Origin of the sequence: Streptomyces boncukensis (genome assembly GCF_011045075.1) — a bacterium.
In the GTDB taxonomy this organism is placed as follows: Bacteria; Actinomycetota; Actinomycetes; order Streptomycetales; family Streptomycetaceae; genus Streptomyces; species Streptomyces boncukensis.
The window spans coordinates 19,717-42,582 of the sequence record NZ_JAAKZZ010000003.1 but is presented as its reverse complement, the minus strand read 5'-3'; the positions used below and the strand labels follow the sequence as shown (position 1 = coordinate 42,582).

Sequence of the window (22,866 nt, the reverse complement as noted above, 5' to 3'; positions counted from 1 at the left end):
CTGGCTAGCGCGCCTCGGCCAGGAGCTTCTGCATCCGGGAGACGCCCTCGACCAGGTCCTCGTCGCCCAGCGCGTAGGACATCCGCAGATAGCCCGGGGTGCCGAACGCCTCGCCCGGGACGACGGCGACCTCGACCTCCTCCAGGATCAGCGCGGCCAGCTCGACCGAGGTCTGCGGCCGCCTGCCCCGGATCTCCCTGCCGAGCAGCCCCTTGACCGAGGGGTACGCGTAGAAGGCGCCCTCCGGCTCCGGGCAGACCACACCGTCGATCTCGCTCAGCATCCGCACAATCGTGCGGCGGCGCCGGTCGAACGCCTCGCGCATCTCGGCGACGGCCGTCAGGTCGCCGGAGACGGCGGCGAGCGCGGCGCGCTGCGCGACGTTGCTCACGTTCGAGGTGGCGTGCGACTGCAGGTTGGCCGCCGCCTTGACCACGTCCTGCGGGCCGATCAGCCAGCCGACGCGCCAGCCGGTCATGGCGTAGGTCTTCGCGACGCCGTTGACGACCACGCACCTGTCCCGCAGCTCGGGGACGACGACGGGCAGGGAGGAGAACTCCGCCTCGCCGTACACCAGGTGCTCGTAGATCTCGTCCGTCAGCACCCACAGGCCGCGCTCGGCGGCCCACCGGCCGATCGCCTCGACCTGCTCGCGGGGGTAGACCGCGCCGGTCGGGTTGGACGGCGAGACGAAGAGCAGCACCTTGGTGCGCTCCGTGCGGGCGGCCTCCAGCTGCTCGACGGTCACCCGGTAGCCCGTCGTCTCGTCGGCGGTGACCTCGACCGGGACGCCGCCTGCCAGCCGGATGGACTCGGGGTAGGTGGTCCAGTACGGCGCGGGCACGATGACCTCGTCGCCCGGGTCGAGCAGGGTGGCGAACGCCTCGTAGATGGCCTGCTTGCCGCCGTTGGTGACGAGCACCTGGGACGCGTCGAGGGCGTAGCCGGAGTCGCGCAGCGTCTTCTCGGCGATGGCGGACCTCAGTTCGGGGAGTCCGCCCGCCGGGGTGTAGCGGTGGTTCTTCGGGTCGCGGGCGGCCTCCACCGCGGCGTCGACGATATAGCCGGGCGTGGGGAAGTCGGGCTCGCCGGCGCCGAACCCGATCACCGGCCGCCCGGCCGCCTTCAGGGCCTTCGCCTTGGCGTCGACGGCGAGCGTCGCCGACTCGGAGATGGCGCCGATCCGGGCGGAGACGCGTCGCTCGGCAGGGGACTGTGCAGGAGGAGTCGCAGCGGTCATACAGGCATGTTCCCAGACCCCCGGCGCCCGGAGCACGGCGGTTCGCGGGGTTCCGGGCCGGGTCGGCGGCTGCTTCCTGTTCGACGCCCGCGCGCCGAGCACGTACACTCACACGTCGTTGGCCCTCAACCGTCCGGCAGCTCGTCCGGAGCGCGCACTCCATGCAGCCGCGCGGATGCGGTAGGTTGAGGGGGACACAAAGGGTCGTAGCTCAATTGGAAGAGCACTGGTCTCCAAAACCAGCGGTTGGGGGTTCGAGTCCCTCCGGCCCTGCTACACACGCACCAAGGCGTGTGCTTGCGTACGTGACGAACTGCACTGAATTGCACCGCCGTGCGGCCGGGCCCGGACGCCGCAGGGCAACGACCCGGATCAGGTGAGGACGAGTGACGGAGATCACGGACACCACCGAGGTCCCCGAGCCCGGAGGGTCGTCGGACGGTAAGAAGCCCCGGCGGGGCAGCAGGCGCGGCAAGCGGGGCCCCCTGGGTCGGCTCGCGCTGTTCTACCGGCAGATCGTCGCGGAGCTCCGCAAGGTCGTCTGGCCCTCGCGGAACCAGCTGTCCACGTACACGACCGTGGTGATCATCTTCGTGATCGTCGTCATCGCCTTCGTGTTCGTGCTTGACTATGGGTTGTCCGAAGTCATGAAGCACGTCTTCGGCTGACCTGAAGCGGAGCCGCCCCGGCGGCGCTTTCCGCATGTTCGACCCCTTGAAGCCAGGAAGAAGCAGCCACCGTGTCTGAGCCGAACCCGAACGACGCAGTCGAGCCCGCCGAGGGCGACGACACCGCGCGCGACATCGTCGAGGGCGCGGACGCCGGCGTTGACCAGGCGGAAGCTGCCGAGGCCGCGGTCGGCGAGGCGGCCGAAGAGGCTGCCGTGCACGTCGAGACCGACGCCGTCGCCGAGACGGCAGAGGACGCCGAAGAAGCGGCCGCGCAGTCCCCCGAGGAGCAGGCGGAGCCCGCCCCGGAGCAGGAGCAGGAAGAGGAGCCGGTCGACCCGGTCGCCCAGCTCCGCGAGGAGCTGCGCTTCCTCCCCGGCGAGTGGTACGTCATCCACACCTACGCCGGCTACGAGAACCGCGTGAAGACCAACCTGGAGCAGCGCGCCGTCTCGCTCAACGTCGAGGACTACATCTTCCAGGCCGAGGTGCCGCAGGAGGAGGTCGTCCAGATCAAGAACGGCGACCGCCGCACCGTCCGCCAGAACAAGCTCCCGGGCTACTGCCTGGTGCGTATGGAGCTGACGAACGAGTCCTGGGGCGTCGTACGGAACACGCCGGGCGTCACCGGCTTCGTCGGCAACGCCTACGACCCGTACCCGCTGACGCTCGACGAGATCGTCAAGATGCTCGCCCCGGAGGCCGAGGAGAAGGCCGCCAAGGCCGCGACCGAGGCCGAGGAGGGCAAGCCGGCGGGCACGCCGGGCCGCAAGGTCGAGGTCCAGGTGCTGGACTTCGAGGTCGGCGACTCGGTCACCGTCACCGACGGCCCGTTCGCCACCCTGCAGGCCACGATCAACGAGATCAACGCCGACTCGAAGAAGGTCAAGGGCCTCGTCGAGATCTTCGGCCGCGAGACCCCGGTCGAGCTGAGCTTCGACCAGATCCAGAAGAACTGAGTTCCTCCCGGATCTTCCCATCGAGTTTCCGGCCAGGTCAGGCAGCCCTCGGGGCTGCCTGACCTGCTCGGTTTCAGCGCGCGCGACGGTACGGGCTATCGTTGTGCGGTATGCCTCCGCCCGGTTGCCGGGCGGAGGGCGAATCACCTCTCACTAGGACCCGGAGAGAGCATGCCTCCCAAGAAGAAGAAGGTCGCGGGGCTGATCAAGCTCCAGATCCAGGCCGGCCAGGCGAACCCGGCACCGCCGGTGGGCCCGGCGCTGGGTCAGCACGGCGTCAACATCATGGAGTTCTGCAAGGCGTACAACGCCGCGACCGAGTCGCAGCGCGGCTGGGTCATCCCGGTGGAGATCACGGTCTACGAGGACCGCTCCTTCACCTTCGTCACCAAGACGCCGCCGGCCGCCAAGATGATCCTCAAGGCCGCGGGCGTGGAGAAGGGCTCCGGCACCCCGCACACCACCAAGGTCGCCAAGATCACCCGCGACCAGGTGCGCGAGATCGCCACCACCAAGATGCCCGACCTCAACGCCAACGACATGGAGGCGGCCGAGAAGATCATCGCCGGCACCGCCCGCTCCATGGGCGTCACCGTCGAGAGCTGACCCACCCCGTCCCATCCCCGTGGCAGGGCCGGCGCTGGCCCGCACCACGACTCCATCCGTCTCAGGAGCAGCAGTGAAGCGCAGCAAGAATCTCCGCGCAGCGGACGCCAAGGTCGACAGGGCGCGGCAGTACGCGCCGCTGGAGGCCGTCCGGCTCGCGAAGGACACCTCCACGAAGAACTTCGACGCCACCGTCGAGGTCGCCATGCGCCTGGGTGTCGACCCGCGCAAGGCCGACCAGATGGTGCGCGGCACCGTGAACCTTCCGCACGGCACCGGCAAGACGGCCCGGGTCCTGGTCTTCGCGACCGGTGACCGTGCTGCGGCGGCGGAGGCCGCGGGCGCCGACATCGTCGGCGCCGACGAACTCATCGAGGAGGTGGCGGGCGGCCGTCTCGACTTCGACGCCGTGGTCGCCACCCCGGACCTGATGGGCAAGGTCGGCCGGCTGGGCCGGGTGCTCGGCCCGCGCGGTCTGATGCCGAACCCGAAGACCGGCACCGTGACGCCGGACGTCACCAAGGCCGTCGGCGACATCAAGGGCGGCAAGATCGAGTTCCGCGTCGACAAGCACGCCAACCTGCACTTCATCATCGGCAAGACGTCCTTCACGGACGAGCAGCTGGTGGAGAACTACGCGGCGGCGCTGGAAGAGGTCACCCGGCTGAAGCCGTCCGCGGCCAAGGGGCGCTACATCAAGAAGACCACCGTCTCGACGACGATGGGACCGGGCGTCCCGGTCGACGCCCAGCGCACTCGCAACCTCCTCGTCGAGGAGGGCCCGGCGGCCGTCTGACGCCGCCGCATTCCGACGCCGGGGTCCCGGGGCGGCACGCCCCGGGACCCCGGCGTCTGTCGTCCGCCCCGCGCCCGGTGGGAACCGCTGGAACCCCACCTGGCGCAGGAGGCGTCTTCGCCGTTGCGTAAGGTTCGGATAAACATCCCGAGCCTGGCTCTGAATCATGGGGGGTAATCCGGTGCGCAAGACTCGAATAGCCGTCGCCGCGGCGAGCGTCGTCCTGATGGCGGGACTGACCGCGTGCGGCAGCGACGGCGACGGCGGCAGCAGCGGCGGCAGCAGCAAGGCCGGGGGCAGCAGCAGCGAAGGCGGCAAGAAGGACGGCGACTCGCCCGTCCGCAGCGCGCTCACCGCGCTCCAGGCCGCGTCCAAGACCACGCAGAAGCAGGAGTCGGCGAAGGTCGAGGGCGACCAGAAGCAGACCGCGCGGGGCGCCTCGATGCGCTCCCGGAGCGAGGGCTCCTTCGAGTGGGCCGGGTCCGGGATGACCGGCACCGCCGAGATCACCACGGAGGGCAGCGCGGCGGGCGCCGCCGGCGGCAGGCCGATGCAGGCGCGCTACCTCAAGGACGCGATGTACACCCAGCTGCCGGCCGGGCCCTACGAGGGCAAGTGGGTCAAGTACGACTACGACGTGCTCGCCCAGAAGGGCGGCGCCTCCGGCGCGTATCTGAAGGACCAGATCCAGAACAACAACCCGGCCCGCTCCGTGCAGCTGCTGCTGGCCACCGGCAAGGTCAAGGCGGTCGGCAAGGAGTCCGTGCGCGGCGTGCAGGCCACGCACTACACCGGTGTGGTCGAGCTGGGCGAGCTGACGCGCTCGCAGTCCCAGGAGCTCAGCGAGTCCGATCTGAAGGCGCTGGAGCAGCAGTTCCGCCAGCTCGGGCTCACCAAGGAGCGGATCGACCTCTGGATCGACGACAAGGACCTGCTGATCAAGAAGCGCGAGGTCGCCCGGAGCAGCACGGGGTCCACCGACGTGGACAACACGGTCTACTACTCGGACTACGGCACCCCCGTGAACGTCTCGGCGCCGGCCGGCGCCATGAACTTCGAGGACATGGCGGGCGCGGGAGCCGCGGCCGGCCAGAGCTGACAGCCGCCGCAGGTGCGGAGCGGCCCCGCGGGCGATTTGGCGCCTGCGGGGCCGCTCGCGTACTCTCGTCGGGAAGCCAAAGACCGCTGGTCGCTGTCGTGCGCGTACAAGAGGGCACGACGGCCGAAGGATCCGCTCGCTGCGGACGACCCGCGCAGGTGACGAGGAATGACTCCCGGAGCGCTCCGCCGCCCCGGTCGAGCTGCGCCCCGTGTGCCTGCGCCGGGGCGTTTCGCTGTGTCAGCCCCTTCCGAGCGGTCCTCATCACCCGGAAGGAGGCCGAGGCCCATGGCGAGGGAGCAGGTCGCGCCCGACAAGATCGAAGCGGTCGCCGAGATGACGGATCAGTTCCGCAACTCCAGCGCTGCGGTGGTCACCGCGTACACCGGACTCTCCGTGGCTCAGCTCAAGCAGCTGCGCCGGTCGCTCGGTGACAACGCTCAGTACCGAGTGGTGAAGAACACGCTGACCAAGATCGCGGCCAATGAGGCCGGGATCAGCGAGCTGGACGAGTTCTTCACGGGCTCGTCGGCTGTCGCCTTTGTGACCGGTGACCCGGTCGAGGCGGCGAAGGGTCTTCGTGACTTCGCCAAGGACCACCCCGCCCTGGTGCTCAAGGGCGGCATCGTCGACGGCACGCTCTACGGCGCCGACGATCTGAAGAAGCTCGCGGACCTGGAGTCCCGCGAGGTGCTGCTCTCCAAGCTGGCGGGCGCGATGAAGGGGTCGATGGCCAAGGCCGCGGCGACCTTCGAGGCCCCGCTCACGAAGTTCGTCCGCACCGCGGACGCGCTCCGTGCCAAGCAGGAAGAGCAGGGCGGTGCCGAGTAACTCGGCTCGCGCACTGACCCCCGCGCGGCGGTGCAGCGCCGTGTACGCGGGGGCCGCAGCGGGCCGCTAGTACGCCCGCCTCATCTGTACATCCGGCACCAGCCGAATTAGTGGAAGGACCGCCACCATGGCGAAGCTCAGCCAGGACGAGCTGCTGGAGCAGTTCAAGGAGATGACCCTCGTCGAGCTCTCGGACTTCGTGAAGAAGTTCGAGGAGGAGTTCGACGTCGAGGCCGCCGCGCCGGCCGCCGCCGTGGTCGCCGCCCCGGCGCAGGGCGGCGGCGAGGCCGCCGCCGTCGAGGAGCAGGACGAGTTCGACGTCGTGCTCACCGGTGCGGGCGACAAGAAGATCCAGGTCATCAAGGTGGTGCGGGAGCTGACCTCGCTCGGCCTGAAGGAGGCCAAGGAGCTGGTCGACGGCACCCCGAAGCCGGTCCTGGAGAAGGTGGCCAAGGACGCCGCCGACAAGGCGAAGGAGTCCCTGGAGGGCGCCGGCGCCAGCGTCGAGGTCAAGTGACACCGGTCACACCGGCCTGACGCGCCGCACCGGCCCGGCCGGTGCGCGCAGTCATCGCTCCGGAAACCCCCGCGGGGGAGCGGAGCAGCGAAGGGCGATCACCCGTACGGGTGATCGCCCTTCGGCGTATCTGTGACGCCTGCGCGGCCCTGGGCCCGGTGGCAGGTATGGTGATCTTCGTTGCCCTAGGGGGCCTTGACGAACGGCACGCAGCGCGCAATTCTCGGGACGCGTCGTCACATCGATCCTGGATCCGAGGCATGGATCGGGGGCGGAGCGGGAAGTGTTGCGGCAGACGCAGTCCGGACCGGCGATCGAGGCCGCCGGGAGGGCGGCGGCAGTGCCGAGAAGAACAACCGCAGGAGGTGGAGACCGGGGCGTGAGCCGGTTTCCCGCATTCCCCTCTGGACATCAGTGGGCCTTGTGGCTACACTGACCCTTTGCGCTGCCTTTTAGCTGCCCCCTGCCCGTCACCAGGGGCACCGGTATGCGTGTAGAGAGTCCGAGCCCTCGGAAGGACCCCCTCTTGGCCGCCTCGCGCACTGCCTCGACTGCCAATTCGAACAACGGCGCCAGCACTGCCCCGCTGCGTATCTCCTTTGCGAAGATCCGGGAACCGCTGGAGGTTCCCAACCTCCTCGCGCTCCAGACCGAGAGCTTTGACTGGCTGCTCGGCAACGACGCCTGGAAGGGTCGCGTCGAGGCCGCTCTGGACAGTGGACAGGACGTCCCCACCAAGTCCGGTCTGGAAGAGATCTTCGAGGAGATCTCCCCGATCGAGGACTTCTCCGGGTCGATGTCGCTGACCTTCCGCGACCACCGCTTCGAGCCCCCCAAGAACTCGATCGACGAGTGCAAGGAGCGCGACTTCACCTACGCGGCCCCGCTCTTCGTCACGGCCGAGTTCACCAACAACGAGACCGGCGAGATCAAGTCCCAGACGGTCTTCATGGGCGACTTCCCGCTCATGACCGACAAGGGCACCTTCGTGGTCAACGGCACCGAGCGGGTCGTCGTCACCCAGCTCGTCCGCTCGCCCGGCGTCTACTTCGACAGCTCCATCGACAAGACGTCCGACAAGGACATCTACTCCGCCAAGATCATCCCGTCCCGCGGTGCCTGGCTGGAGATGGAGGTCGACAAGCGCGACATGGTCGGTGTGCGCATCGACCGCAAGCGCAAGCAGTCGGTGACCGTGCTGCTCAAGGCCCTCGGCTGGACGAACGAGCAGATCCTGGAGGAGTTCGGCCAGTACGAGTCGATGCGCGCCACCCTGGAGAAGGACCACACCCAGGGCCAGGACGACGCGCTCCTCGACATCTACCGCAAGCTGCGTCCGGGCGAGCCACCGACCCGCGAGGCCGCGCAGACGCTGCTGGAGAACCTCTACTTCAACCCGAAGCGGTACGACCTGGCCAAGGTCGGCCGGCACAAGGTCAACAAGAAGCTCGGCGGCGAAGAGCCGCTCAGCTCCGGCGTGCTCACCACCGCCGACATCATCGCCACCATCAAGTACCTGGTGAAGCTGCACGCGGGGGAGACGGAGTCCACCTCCGCCGAGGGCGACGAGATCGTCATCGAGACCGATGACATCGACCACTTCGGCAACCGCCGGCTGCGCAACGTCGGCGAGCTGATCCAGAACCAGGTCCGCACCGGCCTCGCCCGGATGGAGCGGGTCGTCCGCGAGCGGATGACCACCCAGGACGTCGAGGCGATCACGCCGCAGACGCTGATCAACATCCGGCCGGTCGTCGCCTCCATCAAGGAGTTCTTCGGCACCAGCCAGCTGTCCCAGTTCATGGACCAGACGAACCCGCTCTCCGGGCTCACCCACAAGCGCCGGCTGAACTCGCTGGGCCCGGGTGGTCTGAGCCGGGAGCGCGCGGGCTTCGAGGTCCGGGACGTGCACCCCTCGCACTACGGCCGGATGTGCCCGATCGAGACCCCGGAAGGCCCGAACATCGGCCTGATCGGCTCGCTCGCCACCTTCGGGCGGGTCAACGCCTTCGGCTTCGTCGAGACGCCGTACCGCAAGGTGACCGACGGCGTCGTCGGCGACGAGGTGAACTACCTCACGGCGGACGAAGAGGACCGGTTCGTCATCGCCCAGGCGAACGCGCCGCTGGGCGAGGACATGCGGTTCGCCGAGGACCGGGTGCTGGTCCGCCGCCGCGGCGGCGAGATCGACTACATCCCCGGCGACGACGTGGACTACATGGACGTCTCGCCGCGCCAGATGGTGTCCGTCGCCACCGCGATGATCCCCTTCCTGGAGCACGACGACGCCAACCGCGCCCTGATGGGGTCGAACATGATGCGGCAGGCCGTGCCGCTCATCAAGACCGAGTCGCCGCTGGTCGGCACCGGCATGGAGTACCGCACCGCGGTGGACGCCGGGGACGTCATCAAGGCCGAGAAGGACGGTGTGGTCCAGGAGGTCTCCGCGGACTACGTCACGGTGGCCAACGACGACGGCACCTACACCACCTACCGCGTCTCCAAGTTCACCCGCTCCAACCAGGGCACCTCCTTCAACCAGAAGACGCTGGTCGACGAGGGCTCCCGGGTCATCGAGGGCCAGGTGCTGGCCGACGGCCCGTCCACCGAGGACGGCGAGCTGGCGCTCGGCAAGAACCTCCTGGTCGCCTTCATGCCCTGGGAGGGCTACAACTACGAGGACGCGATCATCCTCAGCCAGCGCCTGGTGCAGGACGACGTCCTCTCCTCGATCCACATCGAGGAGCACGAGGTCGACGCGCGGGACACCAAGCTGGGCCCGGAGGAGATCACCCGGGACATCCCGAACGTCTCCGAGGAGGTCCTCGCCGACCTCGACGAGCGCGGCATCATCCGCATCGGCGCCGAGGTCGAGGCGGGCGACATCCTGGTCGGCAAGGTCACCCCGAAGGGCGAGACCGAGCTGACCCCGGAGGAGCGGCTGCTGCGCGCGATCTTCGGCGAGAAGGCGCGCGAGGTCCGCGACACCTCGCTGAAGGTGCCGCACGGCGAGACCGGCAAGGTCATCGGCGTCCGCGTGTTCGACCGCGAGGAGGGCGACGAGCTGCCCCCGGGCGTCAACCAGCTGGTGCGGGTCTACGTCGCCCAGAAGCGCAAGATCACCGACGGTGACAAGCTCGCCGGCCGGCACGGCAACAAGGGCGTCATCTCCAAGATCCTGCCGGTCGAGGACATGCCGTTCATGGAGGACGGCACCCCGGTCGACATCATCCTCAACCCGCTGGGCGTCCCCTCCCGGATGAACCCGGGCCAGGTCCTGGAGATCCACCTGGGCTGGCTCGCCAGCCAGGGCTGGAAGATCGAGAGCCTGGACGAGGAGTGGCAGCAGCGCCTGGTGGAGATCGGCGCGGACGACGTGGCCCCGCGGACCAACGTCGCCACCCCGGTCTTCGACGGCGCCCGCGAGGACGAGATCGCCGGTCTGTTCCAGTCCGCGCTGCCGAACCGCGACGGCGACCGCACGGTCCTCCCGTCCGGCAAGGCCCGGCTGTTCGACGGCCGCTCCGGCGAGCCGTTCCCGGACCCGATCTCCGTCGGCTATATGTACATCCTCAAGCTGCACCACCTGGTCGACGACAAGCTGCACGCCCGCTCCACCGGCCCGTACAGCATGATCACGCAGCAGCCGCTGGGCGGTAAGGCCCAGTTCGGCGGCCAGCGCTTCGGCGAGATGGAGGTGTGGGCCCTGGAGGCGTACGGCGCCGCGTACGCGCTGCAGGAGCTGCTCACCATCAAGTCCGACGACGTCACCGGCCGAGTGAAGGTCTACGAGGCCATCGTCAAGGGCGAGAACATCCCCGAGCCGGGCATCCCCGAGTCCTTCAAGGTGCTCATCAAGGAGATGCAGTCGCTCTGCCTCAACGTCGAGGTGCTGTCCTCGGACGGCATGTCGATCGAGATGCGCGACACCGACGAGGACGTCTTCCGCGCCGCGGAGGAGCTCGGTATCGACCTGTCCCGGCGCGAGCCGAGCAGCGTCGAAGAGGTCTGACGGGTTCGCCGGAGCCGCCACCGCGGCGGCTCCGGCCCTCCCGGGACCCAGTTCAGACCATTGACATACGACCCTGAGAGGGATTGACGAGAGTGCTCGACGTCAACTTCTTCGACGAACTGCGAATCGGCCTGGCCACCGCTGACGACATCCGTCAGTGGTCGCACGGCGAGGTCAAGAAGCCGGAGACCATCAACTACCGCACCCTCAAGCCCGAGAAGGACGGCCTCTTCTGCGAGAAGATCTTCGGCCCGACCCGGGACTGGGAGTGCTACTGCGGCAAGTACAAGCGCGTCCGCTTCAAGGGCATCATCTGCGAGCGCTGCGGCGTCGAGGTCACCCGCGCCAAGGTGCGCCGTGAGCGGATGGGCCACATCGAGCTGGCCGCGCCCGTCACCCACATCTGGTACTTCAAGGGCGTCCCGTCCCGGCTGGGCTATCTGCTGGACCTCGCCCCGAAGGACCTGGAGAAGGTCATCTACTTCGCGGCGTACATGATCACGTACGTCGACGAGGAGCGCCGCACCCGCGACCTGCCCTCCCTGGAGGCGCACGTCGGCGTGGAGCGCCAGCAGATCGAGCAGCGCCGCGACGCCGACCTGGAGGCCCGCGCCAAGAAGCAGGAGGCGGACCTCGCCGAGCTGGAGTCCGAGGGTGCCAAGGCGGATGTCCGCCGCAAGGTGCGCGAGGGCGCCGAGCGCGAGATGAAGCAGCTCCGCGACCGCGCGCAGCGCGAGATCGACCGCCTCGACGAGGTGTGGAACCGCTTCAAGAACCTCAAGGTGCAGGACCTGGAGGGCGACGAGCTGCTCTACCGCGAGCTGCGCGACCGCTTCGGGACCTACTTCGACGGCTCCATGGGCGCCAACGCGCTGCAGAAGCGCCTGGAGACCTTCGACCTGAACGAGGAGGCGGAGAAGCTCCGCGAGGTCATCCGCACCGGCAAGGGCCAGAAGAAGACCCGGGCGCTCAAGCGCCTCAAGGTCGTCTCGGCCTTCCTGCAGACCAGCAACAGCCCCAAGGGCATGGTGCTGGACTGCGTCCCGGTGATCCCGCCGGACCTGCGTCCGATGGTGCAGCTGGACGGCGGCCGCTTCGCGACCTCCGACCTGAACGACCTGTACCGCCGCGTCATCAACCGGAACAACCGCCTCAAGCGGCTTCTCGACCTCGGCGCGCCCGAGATCATCGTGAACAACGAGAAGCGGATGCTCCAGGAGGCCGTCGACGCGCTGTTCGACAACGGCCGCCGCGGCCGCCCGGTCACCGGGCCCGGCAACCGCCCGCTGAAGTCGCTGTCCGACATGCTCAAGGGCAAGCAGGGCCGGTTCCGGCAGAACCTGCTCGGCAAGCGCGTCGACTACTCCGCGCGCTCCGTGATCGTCGTCGGCCCGCAGCTCAAGCTGCACCAGTGCGGTCTGCCCAAGGCCATGGCGCTGGAGCTGTTCAAGCCGTTCGTGATGAAGCGCCTGGTGGACCTGAACCACGCGCAGAACATCAAGAGCGCCAAGCGCATGGTCGAGCGCGGCCGCACGGTCGTGTACGACGTGCTGGAAGAGGTCATCGCGGAGCACCCGGTGCTGCTCAACCGCGCGCCGACGCTGCACCGCCTCGGCATCCAGGCGTTCGAGCCGCAGCTGGTCGAGGGCAAGGCCATTCAGATTCACCCGCTCGTGTGCACCGCGTTCAACGCGGACTTCGACGGTGACCAGATGGCCGTGCATCTGCCGCTGTCCGCTGAGGCCCAGGCCGAGGCCCGCATCCTGATGCTGTCCTCGAACAACATCCTCAAGCCCGCCGACGGCCGTCCGGTGACCATGCCGACGCAGGACATGGTGCTCGGGCTGTTCTTCCTCACCACCGACGAGGAGCAGCGCGAGACCAAGGGCGACGGGCGCTCGTTCAACTCCACCGCCGAAGCGATCATGGCGTTCGACGCCGGGGAGCTCTCGCTCCAGGCGACGGTCGACATCCGCTTCCCGGTCGGGACCACCCCGCCGCTGGGCTGGACCCCGCCGCAGCCGGAGGAGGGCGAGCCGGAGTGGCAGCCGGGCGACGGCTTCCGGCTGACGACCTCGCTGGGCCGCGCGCTCTTCAACGAGCTGCTGCCCGACGAGTACCCCTACGTCGACTACACCGTGGGCAAGAAGCAGCTCTCCCAGATCGTCAACGACCTGGCCGAGCGCTACCCCAAGGTCGTCGTCGCGGCGGCGCTGGACAACCTCAAGGCGGCCGGCTACTTCTGGGCGACCCGCTCCGGCGTCACCATCGCCATCTCGGACGTGGTCGTCCCGGAGGCCAAGAAGGAGATCATCGGCTCCTACGAGGCCCAGGACGAGAAGGTCCAGAAGCAGTACGAGCGCGGCCTGATCACCAAGGACGAGCGCACTCAGGAGCTCATCGCCATCTGGACCAAGGCGACCAACGAGGTCTCCGAGGCGATGAACGAGAACTTCCCGAAGACGAACCCGATCTTCATGATGGTGGACTCGGGCGCCCGAGGGAACATGATGCAGATGCGGCAGATCGCGGGTATGCGCGGTCTGGTGTCCAACGCGAAGAACGAGACCATCCCGCGGCCGATCAAGGCGTCGTTCCGCGAGGGCCTCTCCGTGCTGGAGTACTTCATCTCCACGCACGGTGCCCGCAAGGGCCTCGCGGACACCGCGCTGCGGACCGCGGACTCCGGCTACCTCACCCGCCGCCTGGTCGACGTCTCGCAGGACGTGATCATCCGCGAGGAGGACTGCGGCACCGACCGCGGCCTCAAGCTGACGATCGCCTCCCAGGGCACGGACGGCGTGCTGCGCAAGGCGGAGGACGTCGAGACCAGCGTGTACGCGCGCTGCCTCGCCGAGGACATCGTCGTGGACGGCAAGGTGCTGGCCCCGGCCGGCACCGACCTGGGCGACGTGCTCATCGACGAGCTGGTGCGGCACGGCGTGGGGACCGTCAAGACCCGCTCGATCCTCACCTGCGAGTCGGCGGTCGGCACCTGCGCCATGTGCTACGGCCGCTCGCTGGCCACCGGCAAGCTGGTGGACATCGGCGAGGCCGTCGGCATCATCGCGGCCCAGTCGATCGGTGAGCCCGGCACCCAGCTGACGATGCGGACCTTCCACACCGGCGGTGTGGCGGGTGACGACATCACCCAGGGTCTGCCGCGTGTCGTCGAGCTGTTCGAGGCCCGTACGCCCAAGGGCGTGGCCCCGATCTGCGAGACGGCGGGCCGGGTCCGGATCGAGGAGACGGAGAAGACCAAGAAGGTCGTCGTCACCCCGGACGACGGCTCGGACGAGACGGCGTACAGCGTCTCCAAGCGCGCCCGGCTCATGGTGGGCGAGGGCGACCATGTCGCGGTCGGCCAGAAGCTCACCGTCGGTACGGAGAACCCGCACGACGTGCTCCGTATCCTCGGCCAGCGCGCGGTCCAGGTGCACCTGGTGGGCGAGGTCCAGAAGGTCTACAACTCGCAGGGTGTGTCGATCCACGACAAGCACATCGAGATCATCATCCGGCAGATGCTGCGCCGTGTGACGATCATCGAGTCCGGCGACGCGGAGCTGCTGCCGGGCGAGCTGGTGGAGCGCACCAAGTTCGAGGGCGAGAACCGCCGCGTGGTGGCTGAGGGCGGTCACCCGGCCTCCGGCCGTCCGCAGCTGATGGGCATCACCAAGGCGTCGCTGGCCACCGAGTCCTGGCTGTCGGCGGCGTCCTTCCAGGAGACGACCAGGGTCCTGACGGACGCGGCGATCAACGCCAAGTCCGACTCCCTGATCGGCCTCAAGGAGAACGTGATCATCGGTAAGCTGATCCCGGCCGGTACGGGCCTGTCCCGCTACCGCAACATCCGGGTGGAGCCCACCGAGGAGGCCAAGGCCGCGATGTACTCGGCCGTCGGTTACGACGACATCGACTACTCGCCGTTCGGCACCGGCTCCGGCCAGGCGGTCCCGCTGGAGGACTACGACTACGGTCCGTACAACGCCTGACGGCCCTGCCGGGCCCGGCAGGCCCCGCGCGAGGCGGTCACCCATCCCGGGTGGCCGCCTCGCGGCGTTTAATGGAGACGAGGCACGGTTATGGGGGCCTTACGTGAGAGGGCTTACCGTGGCTGGTAACTGACTTCGGCCTCGCTGTGAACCGGCCAGAAGGCGTCCGCGTCATGGATGATGGGGAAGAGGCGACTGGGAGGTGGGGGCAGTGTCGTTTGGACCATGGAATCCGGGTGGTGTCCCGGGACCGCAGCAGCCGGGGCAGCCGCTGCACGTCATGCGTGCGTCGCACTCCGACCGCGAGCGGGCGATCGATGTGCTGAAGGCGGGCTTCAGCGAGGGCAGGCTGGGCCAGGACGAGTACGAGCAGCGGCTGGCCCGCGCCGCGCAGGCCGAGACCTACGGAGATCTGCACGCGCTGCTGGCCGATCTGCCGCAGGGGCCGGTGCCGCTTCCGTCCCCGGTTCCGCAGCAGCACTTCCCGCAGCCCCAGCCGGTCGCCCCCCGCACCTTCCTGCCCGCCAAGCCGATGCCCAAGACGAACGGCACGGCGATCGGCGCACTGGTGTGCGGCATTCTCACGCCGATGTACGGGCTCACCGCCATCCCGGCCGTCATCCTGGGGCACAAGGCGAAGGCGGAGATCCGCAAGAACGGCGAGGAAGGGGAAGGGCTGGCCACGGCCGGGCTGGTGCTCGGCTGGATGGCGATCGGAGTAGCCGTGATGATCATGCTGATCGTCATCGGCGCCAGCTGACGGGCGCCGGGACGGGCGGAGAACGCCTGCCGGGCCCGCGTCGCCCTTCTCCTCGCAGGTGGTGAGGGATACGGTGGCGCGGGACTCGTTTTGACCCGAGCCGTTGCGCTCGGTACGATCTGACCTTGTGCCTGGGGTGTCCCCTGCTCTGCTGCGGCCCCGCCGAGCAGAGAGCGTCCAGCACGGACGGTGACACCGAAATCTGCGGCTTCATCGTGGTATGTGAGGCGTTCTTCCCTGGTGGGATTCCGCAGCTTTCGACACACCCGACCTCGTGGGTCGGGGTTGGCCCAGGTTAGCTTTACTCAGACGGCACACAGAAACCGGAGAAACGGTGCCTACGATCCAGCAGCTGGTCCGCAAGGGCCGGCAGGACAAGGTCGAGAAGAACAAGACGCCCGCACTGGAGGGCTCGCCCCAGCGCCGCGGCGTCTGCACGCGTGTGTTCACGACCACCCCGAAGAAGCCGAACTCGGCCCTGCGTAAGGTCGCGCGTGTGCGTCTGACCAGCGGGATCGAGGTCACCGCTTATATTCCGGGTGAGGGCCACAACCTGCAGGAGCACTCGATCGTGCTCGTGCGCGGTGGCCGTGTGAAGGACCTGCCGGGTGTTCGCTACAAGATCATCCGCGGTTCCCTCGACACGCAGGGCGTCAAGAACCGCAAGCAGGCTCGCAGCCGCTACGGCGCCAAGAAGGAGAAGTAAGCATGCCTCGTAAGGGCCCCGCCCCGAAGCGCCCGGTCATCATCGACCCGGTTTACGGCTCTCCTCTGGTGACCTCCCTGATCAACAAGGTGCTGCTGAACGGCAAGCGCTCCACCGCCGAGCGCATCGTCTACGGCGCCATGGAGGGTCTGCGGGAGAAGACCGGCAACGACCCGGTCATCACCCTCAAGCGCGCCCTGGAGAATGTGAAGCCGACCCTGGAGGTCCGCTCCCGGCGTGTCGGCGGCGCCACCTACCAGGTGCCGGTCGAGGTCCGCCCCGGCCGCTCCTCCACCCTCGCGCTGCGCTGGATCGTGGGGTACTCCCGCGCCCGCCGCGAGAAGACCATGACCGAGCGCCTGATGAACGAGCTGCTCGACGCCTCCAACGGGCTCGGCGCCGCCGTCAAGAAGCGCGAGGACACGCACAAGATGGCCGAGTCCAACAAGGCCTTCGCGCACTACCGCTGGTAGTCGCTGACCCCATCGAGACCGAGAGAAGACTGACAGCCTTATGGCTACCACTTCACTTGACCTGGCCAAGGTCCGAAACATCGGGATCATGGCCCACATCGACGCGGGCAAGACGACCACCACCGAGCGGATTCTCTTCTACACCGGTCGCAGCTACAAGATCGGTGAGGTCCACGACGGCGCAGCCACGATGGACTGGATGGAGCAGGAGCAGGAGCGCGGCATCACGATCACGTCCGCCGCGACGACCACTCACTGGCCGCTCAACGACGTCGACTACACCATCAACATCATCGACACGCCGGGCCACGTCGACTTCACCTCCGAGGTGGAGCGCTCGCTGCGCGTGCTCGACGGTGCGGTCACGGTGTTCGACGGTGTGGCTGGCGTCGAGCCCCAGTCGGAGAACGTCTGGCGGCAGGCGGACCGGTACGGCGTTCCGCGTATCTGCTTCGTCAACAAGCTGGACCGGACCGGCGCCGAGTTCCACCGCTGCGTCGACATGATCGTCGACCGGCTGGGCGCGCAGCCGCTGGTCATGCAGCTGCCGATCGGCGCCGAGGCCGACTTCAAGGGCCTCGTCGACCTGGTGTCGATGAAGGCCCTGGTGTGGTCGGCCGAGACGAAGCTGGGCGAGGCGTACGACACCGTCGACATCCCCGAGACGCACGCCGAGGCCGCCGACGAGTGGCGCGGCAAGCTGCTTGAGGCCGTCGCGGAGAACGACGAGGAGATGATGGAGCTGTACCTGGAGGGCGAGGAGCCCTCCGAGGAGCAGCTCATCGCGGCGATCCGCCGGATCACCCTCGCCTCCACCGGTGCCGAGGGCACGACCACGGTCACTCCCGTCTTCTGCGGTACCGCGTTCAAGAACAAGGGCGTGCAGCCCCTGCTCGACGCGATCTGCCGGTATCTGCCGGCCCCGCTGGACGTCGAGGCGATCGAGGGCCACGACCCGAAGGACTCGGGCAAGGTCATCGCGCGCCGCCCCTCCGAGGAGGAGCCGATGTCGGCCCTGGCGTTCAAGATCGCCAGCGACCCGCACCTCGGCAAGCTCACCTTCGTCCGGGTCTACTCCGGCCGGCTGCACACCGGTACTCAGGTGCTGAACCCGGTGAAGGGCAAGAAGGAGCGCATCGGCAAGATCTACCGGATGCACGCGAACAAGCGTGAGGAGATCGAGTCGGTGGGTGCCGGCGACATCGTCGCCGTCATGGGTCTGAAGCAGACCACCACCGGCGAGACCCTCTGCGATGCGTCGGACCCGGTGATCCTGGAGTCGATGGAGTTCCCGACGCCGGTCATCGAGGTGGCCATCGAGCCGAAGTCGAAGGCCGACCAGGAGAAGCTGAGCGTCGCGATCCAGCGGCTCTCCGAGGAGGACCCGACCTTCCAGGTCAAGTCCGACGAGGAGACCGGCCAGACCATCATCGCCGGTATGGGCGAGCTCCAGCTCGATGTGATGGTCGACCGGATGAAGCGTGAGTTCCGGGTCGAGGCCAACATCGGCAAGCCGCAGGTCGCGTACCGCGAGACGCTGCGCAAGAAGGTCGAGAAGATCGACTACACGCACAAGAAGCAGACCGGTGGTTCCGGCCAGTTCGGCCGCGTGATCATCGATGTCGAACCGCTTGAGGGCGACGGCTACGAGTTCGAGAACAAGGTCACCGGTGGCCGCATCCCGCGGGAGTACATCCCGTCCGTGGACGCGGGCTGCCAGGAGGCCATGGAGTTCGGCGTGCTGGCGGGCTACCCGCTGACCGGCGTCAAGGTGACGCTGCTCGACGGTGCTTTCCACGATGTGGACTCGTCCGAGATGGCCTTCAAGATCGCCGGTTCCATGGCCTTCAAGGAGGCCGCGCGCAAGGCCAGCCCGGCCCTGCTGGAGCCGCTGATGAAGGTCGAGGTCATCACGCCCGAGGAGTACATGGGCGATGTGATCGGCGACCTCAACTCGCGCCGTGGCCAGATCCAGTCCATGGACGACCGCGCGGGCGCCAAGCTCGTGACGGCTCTGGTCCCGCTCTCGGAGATGTTCGGCTACATCGGGGATCTGCGCAGCAAGACCTCCGGCCGGGCGAACTTCTCCATGCAGTTCGACTCCTACGGCGAGGTTCCGAAGAGCGTCGCCGAGGAGATCATCGCGAAGGCCAAGGGCGAGTAAGGCGGCCGCAGGCCCCACGCTCACCCCTTAGGCTGGAGCATCGGCATTCGGGGCAATCCGGGGCAGACCGTACGGCACGTCCGTACGGTCTGACCGGGCCCCGGCCGCCGGCCCACCCAAGCGAACTGGACAAGGGCATCCCCCTAGGGGTCCTGTCCCGTTCGGAATGACCACCTGAACCCCTCCGCAGAGTGTGGAGGGTGTACAGCACCAGTCCACAGGAGGACCCCAGTGGCGAAGGCGAAGTTCGAGCGGACTAAGCCGCACGTCAATATCGGCACCATCGGTCACATCGACCACGGTAAGACGACGCTCACCGCGGCGATCACCAAGGTGCTGCACGACGCGTACCCCGACCTCAACGAGGCATCGGCGTTCGAGAACATTGACAAGGCTCCCGAGGAGCGCCAGCGCGGTATCACCATCTCCATCGCGCATGTCGAATACCAGACGGAGAACCGGCACTACGCCCACGTCGACTGCCCGGGTCACGCGGACTACATCAAGAACATGATCACCGGTGCTGCCCAGATGGACGGCGCCATCCTCGTGGTCGCCGCCACGGACGGCCCGATGCCGCAGACCAAGGAGCATGTGCTCCTGGCCCGCCAGGTCGGCGTTCCGTACATCGTCGTCGCCCTGAACAAGGCCGACATGGTGGACGACGAGGAGATCATGGAGCTCGTCGAGCTTGAGGTCCGTGAGCTGCTCTCCGAGTACGAGTTCCCGGGCGACGAGGTTCCGGTCGTCAAGGTCTCCGCGCTGAAGGCGCTGGAGGGCGACGAGACCTGGGGCCAGTCGGTGCTGGACCTGATGTCCGCCGTCGACGAGGCCATCCCGGCCCCGGAGCGCGACACCGACAAGCCGTTCCTGATGCCGATCGAGGACGTCTTCACCATCACCGGCCGCGGTACGGTCGTCACCGGCCGTATCGAGCGCGGTGTGCTCAAGGTGAACGAGTCGGTGGACATCATCGGTATCAAGGAGGACAAGACCTCCACGACCGTTACCGGTATCGAGATGTTCCGCAAGCTCCTCGACGAGGGCCAGGCCGGTGAGAACGTCGGTCTGCTGCTCCGCGGCATCAAGCGCGAGGACGTCGAGCGCGGCCAGGTCATCATCAAGCCGGGCTCGGTCACCCCGCACACGGAGTTCGAGGCGCAGGCGTACATCCTGTCGAAGGACGAGGGCGGCCGCCACACCCCGTTCTTCAACAACTACCGCCCGCAGTTCTACTTCCGTACCACGGACGTGACCGGCGTGGTGACCCTCCCCGAGGGCACCGAGATGGTCATGCCGGGCGACAACACCTCGATGAGCGTCCAGCTCATCCAGCCGGTCGCCATGGAGGAGGGCCTCAAGTTCGCCATCCGCGAGGGTGGCCGCACCGTGGGCGCCGGCCAGGTCACCAAGATCGTCAAGTGAACCTGGTCGACTGACCCGGCTCAGCCGGTCCGGTCGAAAGGGCCCGTACGAGAGAATCCGCTCGTACGGGCCCTTTGCATGCCCTGAGCGCGGACGTCGCCTCGTGCGCCGCCGTCCACCCGTCCGGGTGAACATACGTTTATCGCGCCGCGAGCCCGTCTTCCGGGCGCGTACGTTCGCCCGCATGGTCAACTCCTCCCACGAGGCGGCACACCGGATCTTCCAGGAGCACCCGGATCTGCTGGTCCCGGTCTTCCGACTGCTGGATGTGCCGTTACCCGCACCCGCCGATGTCGAGGTCCTGTCGCCGGACGCGACGGAGATCCGGCCGCTGGAGCGGCGCGTCGACAGCGTGCTGCGCGTCCGTCCGAAGGCGGCGGACGACGACGGCTTTCTGCTGGCCATCGAGGCCCAGGGGAGACGGGATGCCGAGAAGCCTGCGAGCTGGGCGTACTACCTGGCCTATATGAGGGCGAAGTACGCGGTCCCGGTCCTGCTGCTGGTGACCTGCCAGGAGCAGGGCACGGCCCGCTGGGCGTCGGGGCCGTTCGCCCTCGGGCCCGACGGCTGGCGGGCCGCGCTGTCGGTGCGGCCGCTGGTTCTGGGGCCTGGGAACGTTCCCGTGATCCGAGATGCGGGGCGGGCCGCGCGGGACCTTGCGCTCGCCACGTTCTCTGCCATCACACACGCCCGGGATGCGGATGCGGCAGCCATACTGGAAGCGCTGGCCACCGCGCTCGGCGAGGTCGATGACGAGTCCGCCGAGTACTTCACCGAACTGCTGGAGATCGGCCTGGCAGGCAGCCCGGCCGGAGACGTCTGGAGAGACATGGCGCGTAGTGGCGTTTTCTTCCCCGGCCGGGGGACCCTCGTCGAGGAGTACTACCTCAAGGGCGCGGCAGCGACTCGCGTCGAGGAGCGGTCCCGGATGATTCTGCGCATCCTCGACCACCGCGGGATCCCCGTCCCGGACGATGTCCGGGAGCGCATCCGAGCCTGCGACGACGCGGACATGCTGGACCGCTGGGCGGACCGGGCCCTCGACGTCGCCGCGGCCGGGGAACTGTTCGCCGAAGACACGGAGCACGCCGGAGGCGGCGAAGCCGCAGGGGGCTGACCCGCCGCCGACGGGGCCCGCGCACCGCGAGGTGTGCGGGCCCCGACGCGTGTGTGCGGGCCGTGCGGGGCGGGCGTCAACGCGCGGGGCTCCCGCGGCGACCAGGCGGTGTGGGGATCCGCGGGGGTCCCCGAGGGAGGAGAGCCGCACCGTGAACATACGTAAGGGGCATGGCCATGTCCTGCAGGGCCTGCCGGTCTCCGCACTGCTCGCCTGCACCGCCCTGACGCTGTCCCTGACGGCGGCCCCGGCGTCGGCCCACGAGCGCGGCCGGGACCTCGGCCGCCAGGTGCTGCCCGAGGGCGACGGCTGGGCCGCGGCGGGTCCGGGCACCACCGGCGGCTCGGCCGCCGGCGCCGCGCGCGTCCACACCGTCACCACCTGGCGGGAGCTGAGGTCCGCGCTGGCGCAGGACGGCAACGAGCCCAGGATCATCCGGGTCAAGGGCATGATCGACGCCGTGTCCCGGGGCTGCGACGCGTTCGCAGCCGAGGGCTACGACTTCCAGCGGTACCTCGCCGACTACGACCCCGAGGTGTGGGGTCACGACACCCCCGTCAGCGGCGAGCAGGAGGATCTGCGGGCCGCGTCGGCGCAGCGCCAGGCCGAGGCCGTCACGGCGCGGGTCCCCGCCAACACCACCATCGTCGGCGTGGGCCCGCGCTCCGGGATCCTGGGCGGCAGCCTGCAGATCAGGGGCGTCGAGAACGTCATTGTCCGCAACCTCACCGTCGAGGCCTCGCTCGACTGCTTCCCGCAGTGGGATCCGACCGACGACGAGGGGACCGGTGCCTGGAACTCCGAGTACGACGGCGTCGTCGTGTACGGCTCCCGCCAGGTGTGGCTCGACCACAACACCCTCACCGACGGCCGCCACCCCGACAGCTCCCTGCCGAGGTACTTCGGCAAGCGGTACCAGCAGCACGACGGCCTGGTCGACATCGTGCGCGGCGCCGACCGCGTCACCCTGTCCTGGAACTCCTTCGAGGACCACGACAAGACCATGCTGATCGGCAACAGCGACAGCGCGGGCGACACGGACGCGGGCAAGCTCAGGGTCACCCTGCACCACAACCGCTTCGAGGGCATCGTGGAGCGGGCGCCCCGGGTGCGCTTCGGCCAGGTCGACGCGTACAACAACCACTTCGTGGTGAACCAGGACGAGCCCTACGGCTACACCTTCGGCGTCGGCAAGGACTGCCGGCTGTACGCCACCGACAACGCCTTCTCCCTCCCGCCGGGCGTCGGCGCGGCCCGGACCCTGAAGAAGTGGAGCGAGGCGCCGCTGACGGCGGAGAACAACTACGTCAACGGCAGGCGGACCGACCTGATCGCCGCGCACAACGCGGCGAACCCGGACGACGCCCTGCAGCGGGGCGTCGGCTGGACCCCGACCCTCCGCGCCCGGGTGCACCACCCGCGGGCCGTCCCCGCCCTCGTGGACCGCCGCGCCGGGGCCGGCCGGGTCGGCTGAGCCCGGCGGCCGGGGCCCGGCCCGGCG

The 22,866-nt window shown here is 68.6% G+C and carries 17 protein-coding genes and 1 tRNA gene; 17 read left to right on the top strand and 1 reads right to left on the bottom strand.

The annotated features are described in order from the left end of the window. Positions 1–4 precede the first annotated feature (4 nt). The gene (locus G5C65_RS00860) at positions 5–1,240 is read right to left on the bottom strand and encodes a pyridoxal phosphate-dependent aminotransferase (protein WP_165296599.1); all 1,236 of its coding nucleotides are present in this window, start codon (positions 1,238–1,240) and stop codon (positions 5–7) included. 200 nt (positions 1,241–1,440) lie between these two features. Here G5C65_RS00860 and G5C65_RS00855 point away from each other — a divergent pair. The 17 genes from G5C65_RS00855 to G5C65_RS00775 all read left to right on the top strand — a co-directional run bounded on the left by G5C65_RS00855 (position 1,441) and on the right by G5C65_RS00775 (position 22,839). Next, a tRNA-Trp gene (locus G5C65_RS00855) sits at positions 1,441–1,513 on the top strand. A gap of 113 nt (positions 1,514–1,626) precedes the next feature. After that, positions 1,627–1,908 carry a preprotein translocase subunit SecE gene (secE, locus tag G5C65_RS00850; protein WP_165296598.1) on the top strand — a complete coding sequence of 94 codons (282 nt, stop codon included), beginning with the start codon at positions 1,627–1,629 and terminating at the stop codon, positions 1,906–1,908. Between the two features lie 71 nt (positions 1,909–1,979). Beyond that, entirely contained in the window at positions 1,980–2,867 is an 888-nt protein-coding gene (gene nusG, locus G5C65_RS00845; RefSeq protein ID WP_165296597.1) for a transcription termination/antitermination protein NusG, read from the top strand. A 171-nt stretch (positions 2,868–3,038) separates the two neighbouring features. Continuing rightward, positions 3,039–3,473 (top strand): 50S ribosomal protein L11, encoded by a 435-nt coding sequence (gene rplK, locus G5C65_RS00840; RefSeq protein ID WP_165296596.1) that lies wholly within the window; start codon positions 3,039–3,041, stop codon positions 3,471–3,473. Positions 3,474–3,546: 73 nt separating this feature from the next. Further along, the gene (gene rplA / locus G5C65_RS00835; RefSeq protein ID WP_165296595.1) at positions 3,547–4,269 is read left to right on the top strand and encodes a 50S ribosomal protein L1; all 723 of its coding nucleotides are present in this window, start codon (positions 3,547–3,549) and stop codon (positions 4,267–4,269) included. 166 nt (positions 4,270–4,435) lie between these two features. Further along, positions 4,436–5,368, top strand: coding sequence for an SCO4651 family lipoprotein (locus G5C65_RS00830; RefSeq protein WP_241265450.1), 933 nt, complete (start codon positions 4,436–4,438; stop codon positions 5,366–5,368). Between the two features lie 288 nt (positions 5,369–5,656). Further along, on the top strand, positions 5,657–6,199 hold the full coding sequence (rplJ, locus tag G5C65_RS00825) for a 50S ribosomal protein L10 (protein ID WP_165296594.1): 543 nt from the start codon (positions 5,657–5,659) through the stop codon (positions 6,197–6,199). A gap of 127 nt (positions 6,200–6,326) precedes the next feature. After that, positions 6,327–6,716 (top strand): 50S ribosomal protein L7/L12, encoded by a 390-nt coding sequence (gene rplL / locus G5C65_RS00820; RefSeq protein WP_165296593.1) that lies wholly within the window; start codon positions 6,327–6,329, stop codon positions 6,714–6,716. Positions 6,717–7,242: 526 nt separating this feature from the next. Continuing rightward, entirely contained in the window at positions 7,243–10,728 is a 3,486-nt protein-coding gene (gene rpoB, locus G5C65_RS00815; RefSeq protein WP_165296592.1) for a DNA-directed RNA polymerase subunit beta, read from the top strand. Positions 10,729–10,820: 92 nt separating this feature from the next. Further along, positions 10,821–14,720, top strand: a complete 3,900-nt coding sequence (locus G5C65_RS00810) for a DNA-directed RNA polymerase subunit beta' (protein ID WP_165296591.1) — start codon at positions 10,821–10,823, stop codon at positions 14,718–14,720. A gap of 280 nt (positions 14,721–15,000) precedes the next feature. Continuing rightward, a complete protein-coding gene (locus G5C65_RS00805) occupies positions 15,001–15,480 on the top strand; it encodes a DUF1707 and DUF4190 domain-containing protein (RefSeq protein WP_165296590.1) in 480 nt (159 codons plus the stop codon). Positions 15,481–15,814: 334 nt separating this feature from the next. Further along, entirely contained in the window at positions 15,815–16,186 is a 372-nt protein-coding gene (gene rpsL / locus G5C65_RS00800; RefSeq protein ID WP_003948652.1) for a 30S ribosomal protein S12, read from the top strand. Positions 16,187–16,188: 2 nt separating this feature from the next. Continuing rightward, on the top strand, positions 16,189–16,659 hold the full coding sequence (gene rpsG, locus G5C65_RS00795; protein WP_019354980.1) for a 30S ribosomal protein S7: 471 nt from the start codon (positions 16,189–16,191) through the stop codon (positions 16,657–16,659). A 40-nt stretch (positions 16,660–16,699) separates the two neighbouring features. Continuing rightward, complete coding sequence (gene fusA, locus G5C65_RS00790; protein ID WP_165296589.1) at positions 16,700–18,823, top strand: elongation factor G; 2,124 nt, start codon at positions 16,700–16,702, stop codon at positions 18,821–18,823. Between the two features lie 231 nt (positions 18,824–19,054). Then, positions 19,055–20,248 carry an elongation factor Tu gene (gene tuf, locus G5C65_RS00785; RefSeq protein ID WP_165296588.1) on the top strand — a complete coding sequence of 398 codons (1,194 nt, stop codon included), beginning with the start codon at positions 19,055–19,057 and terminating at the stop codon, positions 20,246–20,248. A 184-nt stretch (positions 20,249–20,432) separates the two neighbouring features. Continuing rightward, positions 20,433–21,365 carry a hypothetical protein gene (locus G5C65_RS00780; protein WP_165296587.1) on the top strand — a complete coding sequence of 311 codons (933 nt, stop codon included), beginning with the start codon at positions 20,433–20,435 and terminating at the stop codon, positions 21,363–21,365. A gap of 151 nt (positions 21,366–21,516) precedes the next feature. Then, a complete protein-coding gene (locus G5C65_RS00775) occupies positions 21,517–22,839 on the top strand; it encodes a pectate lyase family protein (protein WP_206441095.1) in 1,323 nt (440 codons plus the stop codon). The last annotated feature ends 27 nt before the right edge of the window (positions 22,840–22,866 follow it).

Excerpts from the sequence above, each read along its gene's own strand:
- G5C65_RS00805 (WP_165296590.1), top strand. The coding sequence starts at position 15,001 with ATGCGTGCGTCGCACTCCGACCGCGAGCGGGCGATCGATGTGCTGAAG.
- G5C65_RS00780 (WP_165296587.1), top strand. The coding sequence starts at position 20,433 with ATGGTCAACTCCTCCCACGAGGCGGCACACCGGATCTTCCAGGAGCAC.
- G5C65_RS00830 (WP_241265450.1), top strand. The coding sequence starts at position 4,436 with ATGGGGGGTAATCCGGTGCGCAAGACTCGAATAGCCGTCGCCGCGGCG.
- rplL (WP_165296593.1), top strand. The coding sequence starts at position 6,327 with ATGGCGAAGCTCAGCCAGGACGAGCTGCTGGAGCAGTTCAAGGAGATG.
- rpsG (WP_019354980.1), top strand. The coding sequence starts at position 16,189 with ATGCCTCGTAAGGGCCCCGCCCCGAAGCGCCCGGTCATCATCGACCCG.
- G5C65_RS00860 (WP_165296599.1), bottom strand. The coding sequence starts at position 1,240 with ATGACCGCTGCGACTCCTCCTGCACAGTCCCCTGCCGAGCGACGCGTC.
- fusA (WP_165296589.1), top strand. The coding sequence starts at position 16,700 with ATGGCTACCACTTCACTTGACCTGGCCAAGGTCCGAAACATCGGGATC.
- rplK (WP_165296596.1), top strand. The coding sequence starts at position 3,039 with ATGCCTCCCAAGAAGAAGAAGGTCGCGGGGCTGATCAAGCTCCAGATC.
- rplJ (WP_165296594.1), top strand. The coding sequence starts at position 5,657 with ATGGCGAGGGAGCAGGTCGCGCCCGACAAGATCGAAGCGGTCGCCGAG.